The sequence below is a fragment of the Streptomyces scopuliridis RB72 genome (assembly GCF_000718095.1).
GTDB lineage: Bacteria > Actinomycetota > Actinomycetes > Streptomycetales > Streptomycetaceae > Streptomyces > Streptomyces scopuliridis.
The window spans coordinates 568,442-586,691 of record NZ_JOEI01000005.1; the positions used below are offsets into that span (position 1 = coordinate 568,442).

11 protein-coding genes are annotated in these 18,250 nt (G+C 68.2%); 1 reads left to right on the forward strand and 10 read right to left on the reverse strand.

The genetic code is table 11. The features are described from left to right. Positions 1 to 10 precede the first annotated feature (10 nt). The 10 genes from IF11_RS0107945 to ngcE form a co-directional block, all read right to left on the reverse strand. Complete coding sequence (locus IF11_RS0107945; RefSeq protein WP_078490528.1) at positions 11 to 1,648, reverse strand: glycosyltransferase family 39 protein; 1,638 nt, start codon at positions 1,646 to 1,648, stop codon at positions 11 to 13. A 93-nt stretch (positions 1,649 to 1,741) separates the two neighbouring features. Continuing rightward, positions 1,742 to 3,250: an amino acid permease gene (locus IF11_RS0107950; protein WP_051745631.1), complete on the reverse strand. Its 1,509-nt coding sequence runs from the start codon at positions 3,248 to 3,250 to the stop codon at positions 1,742 to 1,744. Between the two features lie 160 nt (positions 3,251 to 3,410). Then, positions 3,411 to 5,324, reverse strand: coding sequence for a 1-deoxy-D-xylulose-5-phosphate synthase (dxs, locus tag IF11_RS0107955; RefSeq protein WP_030350751.1), 1,914 nt, complete (start codon positions 5,322 to 5,324; stop codon positions 3,411 to 3,413). Positions 5,325 to 5,516: 192 nt separating this feature from the next. Beyond that, the gene (locus IF11_RS0107960; protein ID WP_030350752.1) at positions 5,517 to 6,842 is read right to left on the reverse strand and encodes a sugar ABC transporter permease; all 1,326 of its coding nucleotides are present in this window, start codon (positions 6,840 to 6,842) and stop codon (positions 5,517 to 5,519) included. Then, complete coding sequence (locus tag IF11_RS0107965; protein ID WP_030350753.1) at positions 6,839 to 7,627, reverse strand: ATP-binding cassette domain-containing protein; 789 nt, start codon at positions 7,625 to 7,627, stop codon at positions 6,839 to 6,841. The genes IF11_RS0107960 and IF11_RS0107965 overlap by 4 nt, the downstream gene beginning before the upstream one ends. A 237-nt stretch (positions 7,628 to 7,864) precedes the next feature. Then, positions 7,865 to 8,965 carry a substrate-binding domain-containing protein gene (locus tag IF11_RS0107970; protein ID WP_030350754.1) on the reverse strand — a complete coding sequence of 367 codons (1,101 nt, stop codon included), beginning with the start codon at positions 8,963 to 8,965 and terminating at the stop codon, positions 7,865 to 7,867. Between the two features lie 133 nt (positions 8,966 to 9,098). Further along, positions 9,099 to 10,298 carry an ROK family transcriptional regulator gene (locus IF11_RS0107975; protein WP_030350755.1) on the reverse strand — a complete coding sequence of 400 codons (1,200 nt, stop codon included), beginning with the start codon at positions 10,296 to 10,298 and terminating at the stop codon, positions 9,099 to 9,101. Between the two features lie 215 nt (positions 10,299 to 10,513). After that, positions 10,514 to 11,449 (reverse strand): carbohydrate ABC transporter permease, encoded by a 936-nt coding sequence (locus IF11_RS0107980; RefSeq protein ID WP_030350756.1) that lies wholly within the window; start codon positions 11,447 to 11,449, stop codon positions 10,514 to 10,516. Then, positions 11,449 to 12,372, reverse strand: coding sequence for a carbohydrate ABC transporter permease (locus IF11_RS0107985; protein WP_030350757.1), 924 nt, complete (start codon positions 12,370 to 12,372; stop codon positions 11,449 to 11,451). The genes IF11_RS0107980 and IF11_RS0107985 overlap by 1 nt, the downstream gene beginning before the upstream one ends. A gap of 106 nt (positions 12,373 to 12,478) precedes the next feature. Then, positions 12,479 to 13,924 carry an N-acetylglucosamine/diacetylchitobiose ABC transporter substrate-binding protein gene (ngcE, locus tag IF11_RS0107990; RefSeq protein ID WP_030350758.1) on the reverse strand — a complete coding sequence of 482 codons (1,446 nt, stop codon included), beginning with the start codon at positions 13,922 to 13,924 and terminating at the stop codon, positions 12,479 to 12,481. A 425-nt stretch (positions 13,925 to 14,349) separates the two neighbouring features. On the opposite strand from ngcE, the gene IF11_RS0107995 reads away from it, so the two are divergent. After that, entirely contained in the window at positions 14,350 to 18,189 is a 3,840-nt protein-coding gene (locus IF11_RS0107995; RefSeq protein ID WP_030350759.1) for a GH92 family glycosyl hydrolase, read from the forward strand. The last annotated feature ends 61 nt before the right edge of the window (positions 18,190 to 18,250 follow it).

The window sequence follows — 18,250 nt, forward strand, 5'->3', positions numbered from 1 at the left end:
CACCGGAGGATCAGCCACCGGTCGCGGCCCCGGACCAGGCCGGGGGCCGGACCGCGGACCTGAGCACGGACGCGCCGCCGGGCGCGCCGCCCGAGGGGCTCTCGGACGGGCCGTCGGGCTGCTCGCCGGGCGAGGGTACGTAGAGCACGGCTCCGTCGACCGTCCCCGGCAGCGGTTCGTAGTGCCGGGCGAGCAGCCCGCGCAGCGTGGGCAGCCGGTCGGGGGCGAAGGGCTTGCCGCGCGAGTCGTCGACGACGAGGGCGGGCGGGCGCGCGCTCAGTTCGTCGACGAGGACCGGCCAGGTGCCCGCCATCGCGTACTTCTCGCCGACCCGGGGCCCGTCCCGGCCGCCGCTGTAGTTGGTCAGCAGACCGGCCGTCAGATAGCGACTGGCCGGGGCGCGGTCGGCGAGCCAGTAGACCTCCGGGTGTATCCCCCAGACCAGGACCCGGTCCGTGGGCGCTGTACGGGCCCGTACGGCGTCCGCGAGGCGCTGGGCGTGCGCGAGCTCCGGCCGGGGCGCGAGGAGGCCCCAGGTGAGGAACAGCGCGCACGCGCAGGCCGAGGTGAGCAGCGCGGAGGCGAGCCGGTCGCGGGGCAGCGGGCGCAGCGCGGCGGTCGCCAGGAGCACCAGCGGCGGCAGGAGTTGCAGGAAGTAGTGGCCGAAGAAGTGGAAGCCGAGCAGGACGGCGCCGGACGAGGACGCGAGCCACACCCAGAGGTCGGCGCCCGGTCCGCCGGTGCCGCCGCGGGTGCGCAGGGCGCGGAGGACAGGGGGCAGCAGTCCCGCGCAGGCGAGGCAGAGCAGGGCGGTGTTCGCCAAGGCCCGTAAGAGCACATGGAGTTCGGAGCCGGTGAGGGTGGCGTACGCGCCCGATCCGGTCACCGCCCAGAAGAGGAAGCCGGACGGTGAGGTGAGCAGGGCGACGGCGAGTACGGGCAGCACGAGCCCGGCGGAGAGCCGCCCGAGTGCCACGCGGATGAGGGGCGCGGGCGCGGTGCGCGCGGTGTTCCAGAGCAGCCACAGGACCGGGGCGAGGACGGCGCCGCCCGTCTGTTTGGTCAGCAGCGCCCCGGCGACCGCGAACCCGGCGGCGCCCCAGCGGCCCCGGCCCGCGCACCACACCGCGGCGACCGTGAACGGCAGTATGAAGACCTCGAAGGTGGCCGACTGGGTGTCCTCGGGGTTGAGTCCGATGGAGACCAGCGGGTAGAGGACCCCGGCGGTACGGCCCGCCCGGTCGCCCCAGCGCTCCCGGGCGACGGCGGCGAGCAGCGCGGCGGTGGTCAGTTGGGCGAGGACCGCGAGCGCCTTCACCGCGTACAGGGATTCGTCGCCGAAGAGCGCGAAGGCCGATTCATAGAGCCAGGGCAGCAGCGGCGGCTTGCGGTCGACAACGGTGTCGTACAGCGCTCCCCCGGCCGCCAGTATCCGTGCCTGGACGGCGAGATAGCCCTCGTCGGGGCTCCACAGCGGCGGGCGGAAGGAGGGCAGCCGGGTGACGACCGTCAGCAGCGCGAGTACGGGGAGCAGCCGCCGCCAGTAGCCGGCGGTGGGGCGGGCCGGCCGGACGGGGGCCGGTGCGGTGTACGGGGCGGAACGTCGCGGGAGCGTGACGTACCGGAGGGCGGGCGGCTCGACGACCATGCGCGGCACAGTAACCGGCCCCGCGGTCCGTGCCGGAGCAGGACATACGGGGCCGGGCCCGCGTGGCGGACTTCCGTGCGGGATGACGGACCGTCAGCGGGTGTCCCCGAACAGGCCGAGGCGGCTGTGCGCGCGGCCGTACACGAAGTAGACGACGAAGCCGATGGCCATCCAGATGCCGAAGCGGAGCCAGGTCTCGGCGGGCAGGTTGAGCATCAGCCAGAAGGACGCGAGCACGGACGCGATCGGCAGATACGGCACCAGCGGGGTACGGAACGAGCGCGGCAGGTCGGGGCGCCTCTTGCGCAGGATGATGACGCCGAGCGCGACCACGACGAAGGCGAACAGCGTGCCGATGTTGACCAGTTCGGCCAGTTCCTTGATGGAGGTGAAGCCGGCGACGATCGCGACGATCACGCCCAGCAGGACGGTGGAGCGGTACGGCGTGCCGAACCGGTGGTGGACCCGGGAGAAGGTGCGCGGCAGCAGTCCGTCGCGGCTCATCGCGAAGAACACCCGGGTCTGGCCGAGCAGCAGGATCATGCACACCGAGGTGAGTCCGACGGCCGCGCCGAAGCTGATCAGCCCCGCCCAGAAGGGATGACCGACCGATTTGAAGGCGTCGGCGAGCGGGGCGTCCACCGTCAGCCGGCTGTAATGCTGCATTCCGGTGACGACGAGCGAGACGGCGACATAGAGCACGGTGCAGATGAAGAGGGAGCCGAGGATGCCGCGGGGTACGTCGCGCTGCGGGTGGACGGTCTCCTCGGCGGCGGTCGCGACGATGTCGAAGCCGATGTAGGCGAAGAAGACGACGGCCGCGGCCGTGAAGATGCCCATGACGCCGAAGTTGGTGGGGGTGTAGCCGGCCATCAGCTGGATGATCGGGGCCCTGAGCCCGCCGCCGCCGGCGGCCGCCTGGGACGGCGGGATGAACGGGTGGTAGTTGGCGCCGTTGATGAAGAACGCCCCGACGATGATCACCAGCAGGACGACGGTGACCTTGACGCCCACGATGATGCTGGTGACGCGCGAGGAGAGCTTGACGCCCAGGATGAGGACGCAGGTCAGGATGAGGACGAGCAGGAACGCGAGCAGATCGAAGCCGAACTTCCCGTTCTGCGTGCCGGAGAGGAAGTCCGGCAGACTAGCCCCGGCGTTGCCGAGCAGCGAGCGCACATAACCGGACCAGCCGACCGCGACGACCGCGCAGCCCAGCGCCAGTTCCAGCACGAGGTCCCAGCCGATGATCCAGGCGGGCAGCTCACCGAGCGAGGCGTACGAGAAGGTGTACGCGGATCCGGCGACCGGCACGGTCGAGGCGAACTCGGCGTAGCAGAGGGCGGCCAGCGCGCAGACGATGCCGGAGACGACGAAGGCGATGGCGGTGGCGGGTCCGGCCGTCTGCCTGGCCACCACGCCGGTCAGGACGAAGATGCCGGTGCCGATGATCACGCCGACGCCGAAGACCGTCAGATCGAGCGCGGAGAGGGACTTCCTGAGCGCGAACTCGGGTTCCTCGGTGTCGCGGATCGACTGCTCGACGCTCTTGGTGCGGAACACGCCGTTTCCGGCTGGTCCCGAGTCCTGCTGCGTACTCACCGGCGTACCTCCGTGTGCGCGTTCATCCGGCCATGATCGAGAGCGCGTTACCCCCAGGCACCCGATATGAGCGGATTTCACACGGATGGGCCGATTGGACCACCCTTACAGGGCGGCCCCACCGGCCCATCGGTACAGCAGCGCGTCGCGTGACGGCGGATCAGTCGCGGGCGGCCTCGGTGGGCGAGTCCACCAGCCGGCCGTCCAGCTTCGCGACCAGGCCGGTGACCTGGCGCGCGATGTCCGGCGCGGTCAGCCCGATCTCGGCCATGACCTCCTTGCGGGAGGCGTGGTCGAGGAAGCGCGGCGGAATGCCGAAGTCCCGCAGCGGTACGTCGACTCCGGCGTCGCGCAGCGCCTGGGCGACCGCCGAGCCGACGCCGCCGACCCGGCTGTTGTCTTCGACGGTGACGACCACGCGGTGCTGCTCGGCGAGCGGGGCGAGCGCCTCGTCGACCGGCTTGACCCAGCGCGGGTCGACGACCGTGGTCGTGATGCCCTGTTTGTCGAGAAGGTCGGCGATGTCCAGGCACATCGGGGCGAGCGCGCCGACGGAGACCAGCAGGACGTCCGCCGTACCCTCCTCGGTCCTGCGCAGGACATCCATGCCACCGACCCGGCCGACGGCGGCGACCGCCGGGCCGACCGCGCCCTTGGAGAAGCGCACGACGGTCGGGGCGTCCTCGACCTCCACCGCTTCGCGGAGCTGGGCGCGTACCTGGTCGGCGTCGCGCGGGGCGGCGATCCGCAGCCCCGGCACGCACTGGAGGATGGACATGTCCCACATACCGTTGTGCGAGGCGCCGTCGGTGCCGGTGATGCCGGCCCGGTCGAGAACAAACGTCACTCCACAGCGGTGCAGGGCCACATCCATCAGGACCTGGTCGAACGCCCGGTTCAGGAACGTCGCGTAGACGGCGAACACCGGGTGCACCCCGCCGGTGGCGAGGCCCGCCGCGGAGACCGCGCCGTGCTGCTCCGCGATCCCGACGTCGTACACCCGGCCGGGGAACGCCTTCGCGAACTTCTCCAGACCGACCGGCTGGAGCATGGCCGCCGTGATCGCGACGATGTCCTCGCGCTCATGGCCCAGCTTGACCATCTCCTCGCCGAACACCGAGGTCCAGTCCATGCCGGCGGCGGCGATGGGCAGTCCGGTGTCGGGGTGGATGGGACCGATGCCGTGGAAGTGGTCGGCCTCGTCCTGCTCGGCGGGCTTGTAGCCGCGGCCCTTCTCTGTGATGCAGTGCACGATGACCGGGCCGCCGAAGCGCTTGGCGCGCTGCAGGGCGGACTCCAGGGCCCCGATGTCATGGCCGTCGATCGGGCCCACGTACTTCAGTCCGAGGTCCTCGAACATGCCCTGCGGGGCGATGAAGTCCTTCAGGCCCTTCTTGGCGCCGTGCAGGGTGTCGTAGAGGGGCCTGCCGACGACCGGGGTGCGGTCCAGGATCTCCTTGCCGCGCGCCAGGAAGCGTTCGTACCCGTCGGTGGTCCGCAGGGTCGCGAGATGGTTCGCGAGGCCGCCGATCGTCGGTGCGTACGAACGCTCGTTGTCGTTGACGACGATGACGAGCGGACGGTCCTTGGCGGCGGCGATGTTGTTCAACGCCTCCCAGGCCATACCGCCGGTCAGCGCGCCGTCACCGGTCACCGCGACCACGTGGTCGTGCTTCTTCAGTACCTCGTTGGCCTTCGCGAGACCGTCGGCCCAGCCGAGCACGGTGGAGGCGTGGGAGTTCTCGATGATGTCGTGCTCGGACTCGGCACGGGACGGATAGCCGGAGAGACCGCCCTTGCTCTTGAGCTTCGAGAAGTCCTGACGGCCGGTGAGCAGCTTGTGCACATACGACTGGTGCCCGGTGTCGAAGAGGACCTTGTCCTTCGGGGAGTCGAAGACCCGGTGCAGGGCGATGGTCAGCTCGACGACACCGAGGTTGGGGCCGAGGTGGCCGCCGGTCTTGGAAACTTCCTCCACGAGAAAGGACCGGATCTCTCCGGCCAGCTGCTCCAGCTGCTCCGGGCCGAGCCGGTCCAGATCGCGCGGTCCCCTGATGCGGGTCAGCAACGCCACCCGTGCCTCCTTAGCGTATGAGCTGTCGAGCATGCCGATCTGGCGAGTCTAATGTTCCACTCGCGCGAGTGGTCGGCGGGCAGTGCGTCCTACGTCACCCGATCGACGGTATGTACGTCATATCGGCTGCTTCCGGGACACAGCCGTGCCCGGCACCCCGTGAGGTGCCGGGCACGGCGCGCGGGACCGCGGTCAGGCGCGACCCGCGGTCTTCTGGGTCTTGCGGGTGACGGAGTCGATGACGACGGTGGCCAGCAGCACACCACCGGTGATCATGTACTGGATCGGGGTGGCGATGCCCTCCAGCGCCAGTCCGTACTGGATCGAGGTGATGACCATGACACCGAGCAGCGCGTTCCAGGTGCGGCCCCGGCCGCCGAAGAGGCTGGTGCCGCCGATGACGGCCGCGGCGATCGCGTTCATCAGCAGGTCGCCGGTGCCGGCGCCCTGGTTGGCCGCGGCGATCTTGGAGGCCATGAAGAGACCGCCGATGGCCGCGAACGTACCGGCGATGGAGTAGACCGAGACCCGGATCAGCGTGACGTTGATACCGGCGCGACGCGACGCCTCGACGCTGCCGCCGAGCGCGAAGACCTTCCGGCCGTAGGTGGTGCGGCGCAGCACGAAGTCCGTCGCCACCAGGACCAGCAGGAAGACGACCAGCGCGAGGGGCAGGCCCTTGTACTGGTTGAACATGATCGCCGCGGCGAAGGCGACGATCGCGAGGACGGCCGTGCGCAGCACGATCTCGCTGACGGGCCTGGAGGGGACTCCGGCCGCTTCGCGGCGGCGGTTCTCCAGGAAGGAGGTCAGGAAGAACACCACGACCGCGACGAGGGCGAGGCCGTAGGCGGCCGCGACATCGCTGAAGTAGTGGGTGGTGAGCTTGCCCACCACACCGTCGGGGTCCAGGTTGATGGTGCCGTTGTCGCCCAGGATCTGGAGCATGAAGCCGAGCCAGAAGAGCAGACCGGCCAGGGTGACGGCGAACGCGGGCGCGCCGACGCGGGCGAAGAAGAAGCCGTGGATCGCGCCGATGGCGGCGCCGCTGACGATGGCGACCACCACGGCCAGCCACTCGTTCAGCCCGTGGGTGACGCTCAGTACGGCGACGATGGCGCCGGACACCCCGCTGACCGAGCCGACCGAGAGGTCGATCTCACCGAGCAGCAGGACGAAGACGATACCGACGGCGATCATGCCGGTCCCGACCATGGCCACGGAGATATTGCTGAGGTTCTCCGCGGACAGGAAGTTCGAGTTCAGGCTCTGGAAGACCACGCAGATGATGAGCAGCCCGATGATGACCGGGAGGGAGCCCAGGTCACCGGCGCGTATCTTGCGCTTGAACTCGGAGAGATAGCCCGCGAATCCCTGCTCACGCACGAGCAGCCGGGGGTCCACCGCGGTGACCGCGCCGTCCGCCGCGGCGGGGGCGTCGACCGGGGCCGGGATCTTGCCGCCCGGGGTCTCGCCCGGCGTCTTCTCAAGAGACGTGGAGGTCTTGTCCGTACTCACTTCTGAACCTCCACGGTGCGCGAGGCGCGGCGGGTCACGGCATTGTCCGTGGCGCCGGTGATGGCGGCGATGATCTCTTCCTGAGAGGTGGACGCGACATCGAAGACGCCGTTGTTGCTGCCCAGCCTGAGGACCGCCACCTTGTCGGCGACGGCCTTGACATCGGCCATGTTGTGGCTGATGAGAAGCACGGCGAGACCGCGCTCCCGGAGCCGCTCGACAAGGTCGAGCACCTGGGCCGTCTGCTCGACGCCGAGGGCCGCCGTCGGTTCGTCGAGGATGACGAGCTTGGGGTCACCGAGCATCGACCGGGCGATGGCCACGGTCTGCCGCTGGCCTCCGGAGAGCGAGGCGATCGGGATACGGACACTGGGAATCCGGATCGACAGCGTGGTGAGCAGTTCGCGCGAGCGGCGCTCCATCTCGACCTCGTTGAGGACGCCCCAGCTGCGGAGCTCCCTGCCGAGGTAGAGATTGCCGACGACATCGATGTTGTCGCAGAGCGCCAGGTCCTGGTAGACGGTCGCGATGCCCAGGTTCTGGGCGTCGTGCGGCCGGCCGATCGAGACGGGGCTGCCCTCCCACTCGATGACGCCGTCATCGATGGGGTGTACGCCGGCGATGGTCTTCACCAGCGTTGATTTCCCGGCGCCGTTGTCGCCCACGAGGGCGACCACCTCACCGGAGTGGACCTCAAGCTCTACGTCGGTGAGCGCCTGGACGGCACCGAATCGCTTGGAGACCCCTCGCAACGCCAGCACGGGCGTAGCGGTCACGTGAACCATCTCCTTCGCCGCCTGACCGGCGGGGATGCCGCGCCGGGGGGAGGCGCGGAGGTCGAGCAGAAGAGACAAACAAGGGGCCGGCCGCGCGGGACCGGGTCATGGACGACGCGCGGCACGGCACACGGGGCGCACCGGGGGGTGTTCCATCCGGCACCCCGCCCCAGCTGCGGGGCGTTGACGGGCGGGGTGCCGGACAGGCTTTCACCGGGGGAGGTCACCGGACGGTCCCGGAAGGGACTACTTCAGGCCGATCGCGTCGCAGCCGGCCTTGTACTTGGCCGTGCAGATCTCACCGGCGGTGTAGATGCCTTCCTTGATGACCGTGTCGTTGATGTTGTCCTTCGTCAGCGAGACAACCGGGACGAGCACGGACGGGACACCCTTGGTGGTCGGGCTGTCCACGGTGGCCTTGGCGATGGAGTCGAGCTTCTCGCCCTTGGCGAGCGCGACGGCCATCTCGGCGGCCACGGCCGCCTCCTGCGGGTAGGACTTGTAGACGCTCATGAACTGCTCGCCCGTGACGATGCGCTGCACACCGGCGAGTTCGGCGTCCTGGCCGGTGACCGGCGGGAGCTTGCTGAAGCCGGCGCCCTTGAGCGCGGTGATGATGCCGCCCGCCATGCTGTCATTGGCGGAGTAGACGCCGATGATCTTGTCCTTGCCGAGGGCGGAGATGGCGCCCTCCATGTTGGCGTTGGCGTTCTCCGGCTTCCACTCCTTGGTGTCGTACTCCTTGCCGATGTTCACCTTGCCGTCGAGCTCGGAGTGCGCGCCCTTCTTGAACAGGGCGGCGTTCGGGTCGGTGACGGCGCCGTTCATCATCACGATCTGACCCGACTTGGCCGTGGAGCCCAGCGCTTCGAGGAGCGCCTTGCCCTGGACCCGGCCGACCTCTTCGTTGTCGAAGGAGGTGTACGCGTCGATCGGTCCCTCGGCGAGACGGTCGTACGCCACGACCGGTATGCCCGCCTCCTTGGCCTTCTTCACCGAGCTGGCGATGGCCTTGGAGTCGACCGCGTCCACGACCAGCACATCGACCTTGTTGGTGACCATGGTGTCGGCCTGCTGGTTCTGCAGAGTCGCGTCCTGCTTGGCGTTGGCGTAGACGACCTTGCCCGTGCCGTCGGTCAGCTCGCTGACCTTCTTCTCGATCAGCGGCTTGTCGAACTTCTCGTACCGAGCGGTCTGGTTCTCCGGCAGAAGGAGGCCGACCGTGATCGGGCCCTTCTTGTCCGACTTGGACGCTTCGGCCTTGTCGCCGGACTCCTTCGCGCTGCCACAGGCGGCGAGGGAGACGGCCAGCGCGGTAGCGGCGGTGGCCACGGCAGCACGACGCATCTTCGCGTTCACTTCAAAAACCTCCCTGACGAGGCCGCGTCGTTGCGGCCGAGGTGGCAGGAAGTCAACTCCGGCGCGAGGCCAGCGTCAAGGAGTAAATCCTTAACGAGATGACAACGGTGCCATTCGTTATCTAAGTGAAGGCAGGGGTCCCTGCCGGAAGGGCGCTCTCCAGAAGCGTCGCATCGCCCATCTCGCTGAGGACGAGGGCGAGCGCGCCGAGCACCTCGGCCCGGCTGCCGAGCGCCCCGGGGAGCACCGACAACTGGCGCGCCGCGCTGGGGATCGCGTACCGGGAGACGGACTCGCGTATCGGCCCGAGCACCAGCTCACCAGCCTCCGCCAGATCCCCGCCGAGCACCACCCGGCTGGGGTTCAGGAGATTGCACAGATTCGCCACGCCGCTGCCGATGTGGCGGCCGACATCGGCGACCACCCGGCGGCAGCCCGGATCGCCCTCGCGGGCGAGCTGGACGACGCGCTCCATGGTGAGGTCCACGCCGTGGCTGGACTGGAGCAGCGGCAGTACGTAGCGGGCCGCCGTGAAGGTCTCCAGGCAGCCGCGGTTGCCGCAGCGGCAGACGGGGCCCGACTCGTCGAGGGTGATGTGCCCGATCTCACCGGCCGTACCGCCGGGGCCGCGGTAGATCTGGCCGGCTATCACCAGCCCGGCGCCGACCCCGCTGGCGACCTTGATGTAGGCGAGGTCCTTGACCCCGCGACCACTCCCCCAGACCAGCTCGCCGAGGGCGCCGAGGTTGGCGTCGTTGTCGACGTACACGGGTACGCCGAGCCGCCCGGCCAGCTCGTCGCTGGGGTTGATGCCGGTCCAGCCGGGGAGGATCGAGGTGGAGCCGAGCGTGCCCGACTCGACGTCTATCGGCCCGGGGACGCCGAGGCCGACTCCGATCACCTTCTGACGGCTGACGCCGGTGGTGACGATCAGCCGCTCGACGAGTTCCTCGGCCCGGCCGAAGCCCTGGGCGGACGAGGCGTCCACATCGAGGGGCTCCGACTCCTCCGCGAGCACCTGGTGGGCGAGATTGCCGATCGCCACGCGCAGATGCGTATGGCCGAAATCCACCCCGATGACGGTGCCCGCGTCCCCGCTGAGCGAGACGCTGCGGGCCCGGCGGCCCCCGGCCGAGGTGGGCGTGACCTGGACGGTCCCGCCGTCCTTCAGCTCACGGACGATATTGGACACCGTGGCCGCCGACAGGCCCGTGCTTCTGGCGATCTCCGCCTGGGTGAGCGAACCGGCCATACGCACCGCGCGTACGACCCGTTCGAGGTTGGCCCGGTGCAGCGACGACTGCGACCCCGGAGTCTCCACGACTCATCCACTCCCGCCCTTGGCAGGCGGCACGACCACCGCCCCCGGCCGGGGCCGCGCCAATGAGACCCCGACGTATCTCCAACTTGTGAACCCTAAGCTCAGCCCTCGGGGCGCCTCCCCGTCAAGACCTTGAGCGATGGGAACACGGCGAACCGCCCGCCGACCGGGGTCGACGGGCGATTCGTCCGGATCTCGGTCCCGGAACGGACGGGCTACTTCAGCGCGCCGGCCGTCAGTCCGGCCACCACCTGACGCTGGAAGATGATGTACGCGGCGAGCACGGGCAGCATCGCCATCACCAGCCCGGCGAAGAGACCGGACCAGTCCCCCTTGTACCCCTGGCTGACGGCGAGCTGCACCAGCCCCTGGGAGAGGACCTTGTTGTCCGGGTCGGTGTTGAGCACCGTGGGCAGCAGGTACTGGTTCCACTGCCCGAGGAAGTTGAAAATGCCGACGCTGATCAGACCCGGCTTGGCCATCGGCAGCATCACCTGGAAGAAGGTCCGGGTGTGCGAGGCCCCGTCGATGATCGCCGCTTCCGCCACCGAGGTCGGCAGCGTTCTGAAGAACGAGGTCAGGAAGAAGACCGTGAACGGCAGCGAGTAGGCGATGTAGACGAGGATCAGACCGTGGATCGTGTTCAGCAGGCCCATGTTGTTCATGACATAGAACAACGGGACCAGCGCGAGGATGATCGGGAAGCTCATCCCGCCGATGAACAAGTAATAGATGAACCGGTTCCCGGGGAACTCGAAGCGGGCCAGTACGTACGCGGCCATCGAGCCGAGCAGCAGCGTGCCGGCCAGTGAACCCGCCACCACCAGAACGGTGTTGAGGAAGTAGTCGCTCATATGCGCCTGGGTCCAGGCGCGCGACCAGTTCTCGAAGTGCAGCGTGTCCGGCAGCGACCACGGGGAGGTGAAGATCGACTTGTCGTCCTTGAAGGACGTCATGACCGCCCACAGCAGCGGCATCGCGACCAGGAAGGCCCAGATGACGAGCACGCCGTGGGAGAAGACATTGAGGACGCCGCCGGTCTTCGACTCCTTGTCGGGCGGGGCGGCCGTCTTGGTCACGGCGGGCCGGGTCCGTACGGCGTCGGCCGGCGGAGGCGTGTCGGCGGGGGGAGGGGTCTCAGTGGTCTTCATCAGAACTCCAGCCGCTCACGTCGACCCAGCCGCATCACGACGGCGGCGAAGGCCAGCGTGACGAGGAGGAGGGCGACACCGATCGTGGTCGCATAGGCAGCCTGACCGTCACGGAATGCCTTCTGGTAGACGAGCAACGTCAGCACATTGGTGGAATCGGCGGGACCGCCCGGTCCCACGGTCATGATCTGGACGACCGCGAAGGACTCCGCGCCCAGGGCGAGGATGCCCATATAGACCCAGCCGGACTGCACCGTGTCCCACAGCAACGGGAGGGTGATCCGGAAGAAGGTGGTGAAGCGGCTCGCGCCGTCCAGCAGCGCCGCCTCGTAGAAGTCCTTCGGGATGGAGGCCATGCCCGCGGAGAAGAGGACCACGAAGAAGCCGGTCGTACTCCACACCAGGACGGCCATCACACACCAGAGCGCGAGCTTCGGATCGCCCAGCCACTCCGGCTTCACGCTGTCCAGACCGACCGCGCTGAGCGCGGAGTTGATGGCGCCGCTGTTCGGGTTGTACGCGAACTGGAAGAGCAGGGCGACGATCGCGATCGAGAGCACTTGCGGAAAGAAGTAGACGATCTTGTAGAACGAGGATCCGCGGACCCCCGAGATGGCCGCCCCCTTCCGGCCGCGCCCGCCGACATTCAGCATGAAGGCGAAGAACAGCGCGAGACCGAGGACCACCACGGGCAGCAGGAGCGCGAAGGTCAGACTGTGCTGGAGGGAACTCCAGAAGGTGTCGTCATCGAGCATCCGGGTGTAGTTGTCGAAGCCCACCATCGTGAAGTCAGGGCTGAGACCGGTCCAGTCCGTGAACGAGTAATAGATGGACTGGATGAATGGCCATACGACAAAGAGCGCGTATAGCGCCAGGGGGAATACCAGAAACCCCACAATGAACCGGTATTTGCCGTGCTGCATGTCTCCCGACCCCGAATCTCCGGCGGGTACCGCCGTGCTGCCCTGGGGGGCCCGTGCGACGGGCCGGAACCGGAAGCCCCGGCGGGGCCTCCGGTCACTTCCACTCCTACTGGTGCTTGTAGTGCTTGATGGAGCTGTCCTTGGCCGTCGCGTCCGCGAACTCCTGACACTTCTTGACGGCCTCGGCCGGTGTCATGCGCCCGGCCATCAGCTCGCCGAGCACCCCCACACCGATCTTCTGCTTCTGCAGCTCCACGTACCAGTCCTGGAGCCGCGGGTTGAGCACATTGGCGCCCGCCTTGGCGAGCGCGTCGACCCCGGCCTGCAGCGCGGTGGACAGGCTGAGGCCGTCCGTGCCGCCGTTGAAGGAACTCAGCGACTTGACCTTGGAGGTGAAGTTCTTCGAGGACTCCTCGCTCAGCATGATGCGGAGCTGCTCCATACCGCCGTCCGGGTTCTTGGCGTTGGCCGGCACGATGAACGGCTCACCGCCGGACGCCCAGAGCGCGCCGAACGGAAGCTTGTCCGAGCTGTCCAGGCTGGACGGCGCGGCCACCTTCATCTGGAAGTCCTTCGGCGTGGTCTTCGCCGCCTCGTTCTCCACCCAGGACCCGTTCGGGATGAACAGCGCCTTGCCCTCGGTCCACGCGGTCTGCGACTGGATGTGGTCGAGACCCGGGGTGCCCTGGAGGATATACCCCTTCTTGTACAGCTCGAAGTACGCCTCGAAGGCGGACTTCACGGCCGGGTGCTTCCAGGCGTTGGGCTCCAGGTTGTCAATGGCGTCGAGGACCTCGCGGCCACCGATCTTGCCGATGAACGGGTAGAGCGAGAAGGGGATGTAGTACGGGTACTTGCCCGCGTATGTCCAGCCCGCGATGCCCTTCTTCTTGGCCTTCGCGCAGAGGGCCAGCATCGCGTCCCAGTCCTCGGGGTACTGCGCGTCGAGCTTGTCCAGCGCGGTCTGCGAGTACCACACGCCGTACACGGTGTACGCGTAGTACATGATCCACACCGGATCACCGTCCAACTGCCCCATCTCCAGGACACCAGGCCGCAGCGTGTCGCGGACCTTCTTGGCCGGGTCGTCGAAGGAGGGGGCGTCCATCAGGGGCGTGAGGTCGGCGAGTTGCTTCTTGCCGGCGAGAACACCCATGTCCATCTGCTCGGCGCCCGAGTTGTCGATCAGGTCGGGCGGGGTGCCGCCGTTGAAGCGCGGCTGGAGCTCGGACTGGATCTTCTGGGTCGGGGTGAACTTCACCTTCGCGTCGGGGAACGCCTTCTCGTACCCCTTGACGGCGTCCGTCGCGTACTCCGTTCCGAATCCGCCGTCGAACAGGACGAAGTCGAGAGGCGCGCTCGCGTTCACCCCGAGCGGGTTCTTCTCGGTCGCCTTGCCCTTCTCGACCTTCTTGTCGCTCCCGCTGTCGCTGCTGGCACACGAGGCCAGGAAGCTCATCGTCGGGACGGTGATCAGACCGATCGCGGCGGACCGCTTGATCACATCACGACGGCCAAGGCCCTCGCTGTTCTGAGCGGAGGTGGATCCCATGCTCAAGTCCTCGCCTTCTCCAGGACTCAGGCGGTGTACCGGTCGCCCGTCCTTCTCTTCTGAGGCGAAGGGCCCCGCCACCGCGGTCAAATGTAGCTGGGTCATGCGGAATTGCCGTGCTTGATCGTGCTCGATCGCGCTCGATCGCATCGCTTGGGCGGACGCCGACAGGTATAGTCCACTTCCCGCCGACGGGGCAAGATCGAAAGCAGGTTTGGACGGCAGTCTTTCCCGAGTTGAGACCTCGTGGATATCTGAGCCGGGTGTGTACTCATTCGACCACCTCGGTCTCTTCAGAATGAGCCATTCCGAACACGCCATCCCGGCAACACCCTTGACACCACCCGACACTTGGCCCCTACTGGACCCTGCGCTTCTCGTTTGACAACGTTGTCCAACTTGGTACGCAGGACGAAAGGCTCGGTATGCGGCAGAGAACCGGACCCCGGCGCAGACAATGGCATACGGCCGCCCTGGTGGCGGCCGCCTCGCTGCTCGTCGTAACAGCGCAGTCGGCAGCTATAGCACAACCCGCTCAACCGAAGTCGGCGGAAAGGGAATTCGCCTCCTCCTTCGAGGCGGACGAACCCCAGCCGGACTGGCGCAATACCGTCGAAGTGGGACCCGGTGGAGAGAAACGGGCATCCGGTGTCGATGGCGGCTTCACCAACGGAATCCCGGGCAATGTCACCGACCGGGTCGTGGAGCTGCGCGCGAGCGGCGAGAACACGGGCGGCGGTGAGACCAAGGAGAACCTCGTCGACGTCCAGTCGGCCACGAAGTGGCTGGCGTTCGAGCCCACCGCCTGGATCGAGTTCGATCTCGACGAGCCCGTCAAGGTCGTCACCTACGCGCTGACCTCGGCGAACGACCATGCCGAGCGCGACCCCAAGGACTGGACGCTCCAGGGCTCCGCCGACGGCAAGGAGTGGAAGGAGCTGGACTCCAGGAAGGGCGAGACCTTCTCGGAGCGGTTCCGGACAAAGTCGTACGATGTCGCGGCCCCGGCCGCCTACCAGCACTTCCGGCTGGACATCACGGCGAACAACGGCGCCTCCGACGCGACGCAACTCGCCGACGTGCAGTTCTCCGACGGGGATACGAGCACCCCCGCGCCCCAGGACATGCGCACCCAGGTGGACCGCGGCCCCTCCGGCTCCCCCACCGCCAAGGCGGGCGCCGGGTTCACCGGTACGAGGGCGCTGAAGTACGCCGGTACGCACCAGCCGGACGGGCGGGCGTACTCGTACAACAAGATCTTCGACGTCCAGGCGCCCGTGCGGCGCGACACCGCGCTCTCGTACCGGATCTACCCGTCCCTCCCGGAGACGGATCTGAACTATCCGGCCACGAACGTCTCGGTCGATCTCGCCTTCACCGACGGCACCTATCTGAGCGATCTGAAGGCGACCGACGCGCACGGCGGGCTGCTGACCCCGCAGGGCCAGGGCGACGCCAAGCGGCTCTATGTCAACCAGTGGAACCAGGTGGACGCCCGGATCGGCGCCGTAGCGGCCGGCAAGACCGTCGACCGGATCCTGGTGGCGTACGACTCCCGTACGGGCCCGGCGAAGTTCCAGGGCTGGATCGACGACATCAGCCTGGCGCCCAAGGCGGCCGAGAAGCGGCTCGCGCATCTGTCGGACTACGCCTCCACCACGCGCGGCACCAACTCCAGCGGCTCCTTCTCGCGCGGCAACACCTTCCCCGCGACCGCCGTGCCGAACGGCTTCAACTTCTGGACGCCGGTGACCAACGCCGGTTCCACGAGCTGGCTCTACGAGTACAGCCGCGCCAACAACGCCGCCAATCTGCCGACCGTGCAGGCGTTCAGCGCGAGCCATGAGCCGAGCCCCTGGATGGGCGACCGGCAGACCTTCCAGCTGATGCCGTCGGTGGCCGCCGAGACGCCCGAGGCGTCCCGTACGGCGCGAGCGCTGCCCTTCCGGCACGAGAACGAGATCGCGAAGCCGCACTACTACGGCGTGACCTTCGAGAACGGTCTCAAGACCGAGATGACCCCGACCGACCACGCGGCGATGATGCGGTTCACCTATCCCGGTGATAACGCCAGCATGGTGTTCGACAACATCTCCAACGCGGGCGGCCTCACCCTCGATCCGGCGACCCGTTCCTTCTCCGGCTTCTCCGATGTCAAGAGCGGACTGTCGACCGGCGCGACGCGGCTCTTCGTATACGGCGTCTTCGACGCGCCCGTCACCGCGAGCGGCAAGCTCTCCGGCGGCGGGGGCTCCGATGTCACCGGTTATCTGCGCTTCGACGCCGGCAAGGACCGTACCGTCACACTGCGGCTGGCGACTTCTCTGATCAGCCTCGACCAGGCGAAGAAGAACCTCTCCGACGAGATCCCCGCCGCCACCCGCTTCGAGCGGGTCAAGGACCGGGCGCAGAGCGCCTGGGACGACATCCTGGGACGGGTGGAGGTCGAGGGCGCGGACCACGACCAGCTGACCACGCTCTACTCCAGCCTCTACCGGCTGTATCTGTATCCCAACTCCGGTTTCGAGAACACCGGTACGAAGTCCCGCCCGAAGCAGCAGTACGCCAGCCCGTTCTCGCCGCAGACCGGGCCCGACACCCCGACGCACACCGGCGCGAAGATCGTCGACGGCGAGGTGTACGTCAATAACGGCTTCTGGGACACCTACCGCACGACCTGGCCCGCGTACTCCTTCCTCACCCCGAAGAGGGCGGGCGAACTGGTGGACGGCTTCGTCCAGCAGTACAAGGACGGCGGCTGGATCTCCCGCTGGTCCTCCCCCGGCTACGCGGATCTGATGACGGGCACCAGCTCGGACGTGGCCTTCGCCGACGCCTATGTCAAGGGTGTCGACTTCGACGCGGAGGCGGCGTACGAGGCGGCGCTGAAGAACGCGACCGTCGTGCCGCCCCGTTCGGGTGTGGGCCGCAAGGGCATGGAGACGTCCCCGTTCCTCGGCTACGCCTCCACGGAGACCCATGAGGGCCTGTCCTGGTCGCTGGAGGGCTACCTCAACGACTACGGCCTGTCGAAGATGGGCGAGGCGCTCTACAAGAAGACGAAGAAGGAGCGGTACAAGGAGGAGTCCGACTACTTCCGCAACCGCGCCCAGAGCTATGTCTCGCTCTTCGACTCCAAGGCCGGATTCTTCCAGGGCCGTAACCTCAAGGGCGACTGGCGGGTCCCCTCCGACTCGTTCGACCCGAGGGTGTGGGGGTACGACTACACCGAGACGAACGCGTGGGGCTACGCGTTCACGGCGGTCCAGGACAGCCGCGGGCTCGCCAACCTCTACGGCGGACGCCCCGGTCTCGCGGACAAGCTGGACACGTACTTCTCGACGCCCGAGACGGCCGGCCCCGAGTTCGTCGGCTCGTACGGCGGTGTCATCCACGAGATGACGGAGGCACGCGACGTACGGATGGGGATGTACGGCCACTCCAACCAGGTCGCCCACCACGCCGCGTACATGTACAACGCGGCCTCGCAGCCCTGGAAGACCCAGGAGAAGGTGCGCGAGGTCCTGGGGCGGCTGTACGTCGGCAGCGAGATCGGCCAGGGCTACCACGGTGACGAGGACAACGGCGAGCAGTCGGGGTGGTACCTCTTCTCCGCGCTCGGCTTCTATCCGCTCGTGATGGGCAGCGGGGAGTACGCGATCGGCTCGCCGCTCTTCACCAAGGCGACCGTCCATCTGGACAACGGGCGCACGCTGGTCGTCAAGGCGCCGAAGAACAGCGACAAGAACATCTACGTCCAGGGTCTGAAGGTCAACGGCAAGCCCTGGAACTCCACGGCGCTCCCGCACGATGTACTGGCGCGCGGCGGCCAGTTGGAGTTCGCGATGGGCCCGAAGCCGTCGTCCTGGGGCACGGGTGAGAACGCGGCGCCGGTCTCGATCCAGCAGGACGACAAGGCGCCCTCCCCGCGCACGGACGTCCTGACCGCGTCGGGCCCGCTCTTCGACAACTCCTCCGGCACGTCGGCGCCGGCCGAGTCCGTGGAGCTGCCGGTGGCGTCGGCCACGAAGGCGGTCCAGTACACCCTGACGTCGTCCACTGCGGCGAAGGCCCCGGCCGGCTGGACACTCCAGGGCTCGGCGGACGGCACGACCTGGCGCACCCTGGACACGCGCGCGGACCAGTCCTTCGGCTGGGACCGGCAGACCCGGGTCTTCACGGTCACCGAACCCGGTACGTACGCGAAGTACCGGCTGGTGAGCGACGCTCCGTCGACCCTGGCGGAGGTGGAGCTGCTGCGGTAGCGACGACGCCGCCGCGGCACTGACCGACGGCTGAACGGCGAGGGCCGTGCCCCGTACTCTC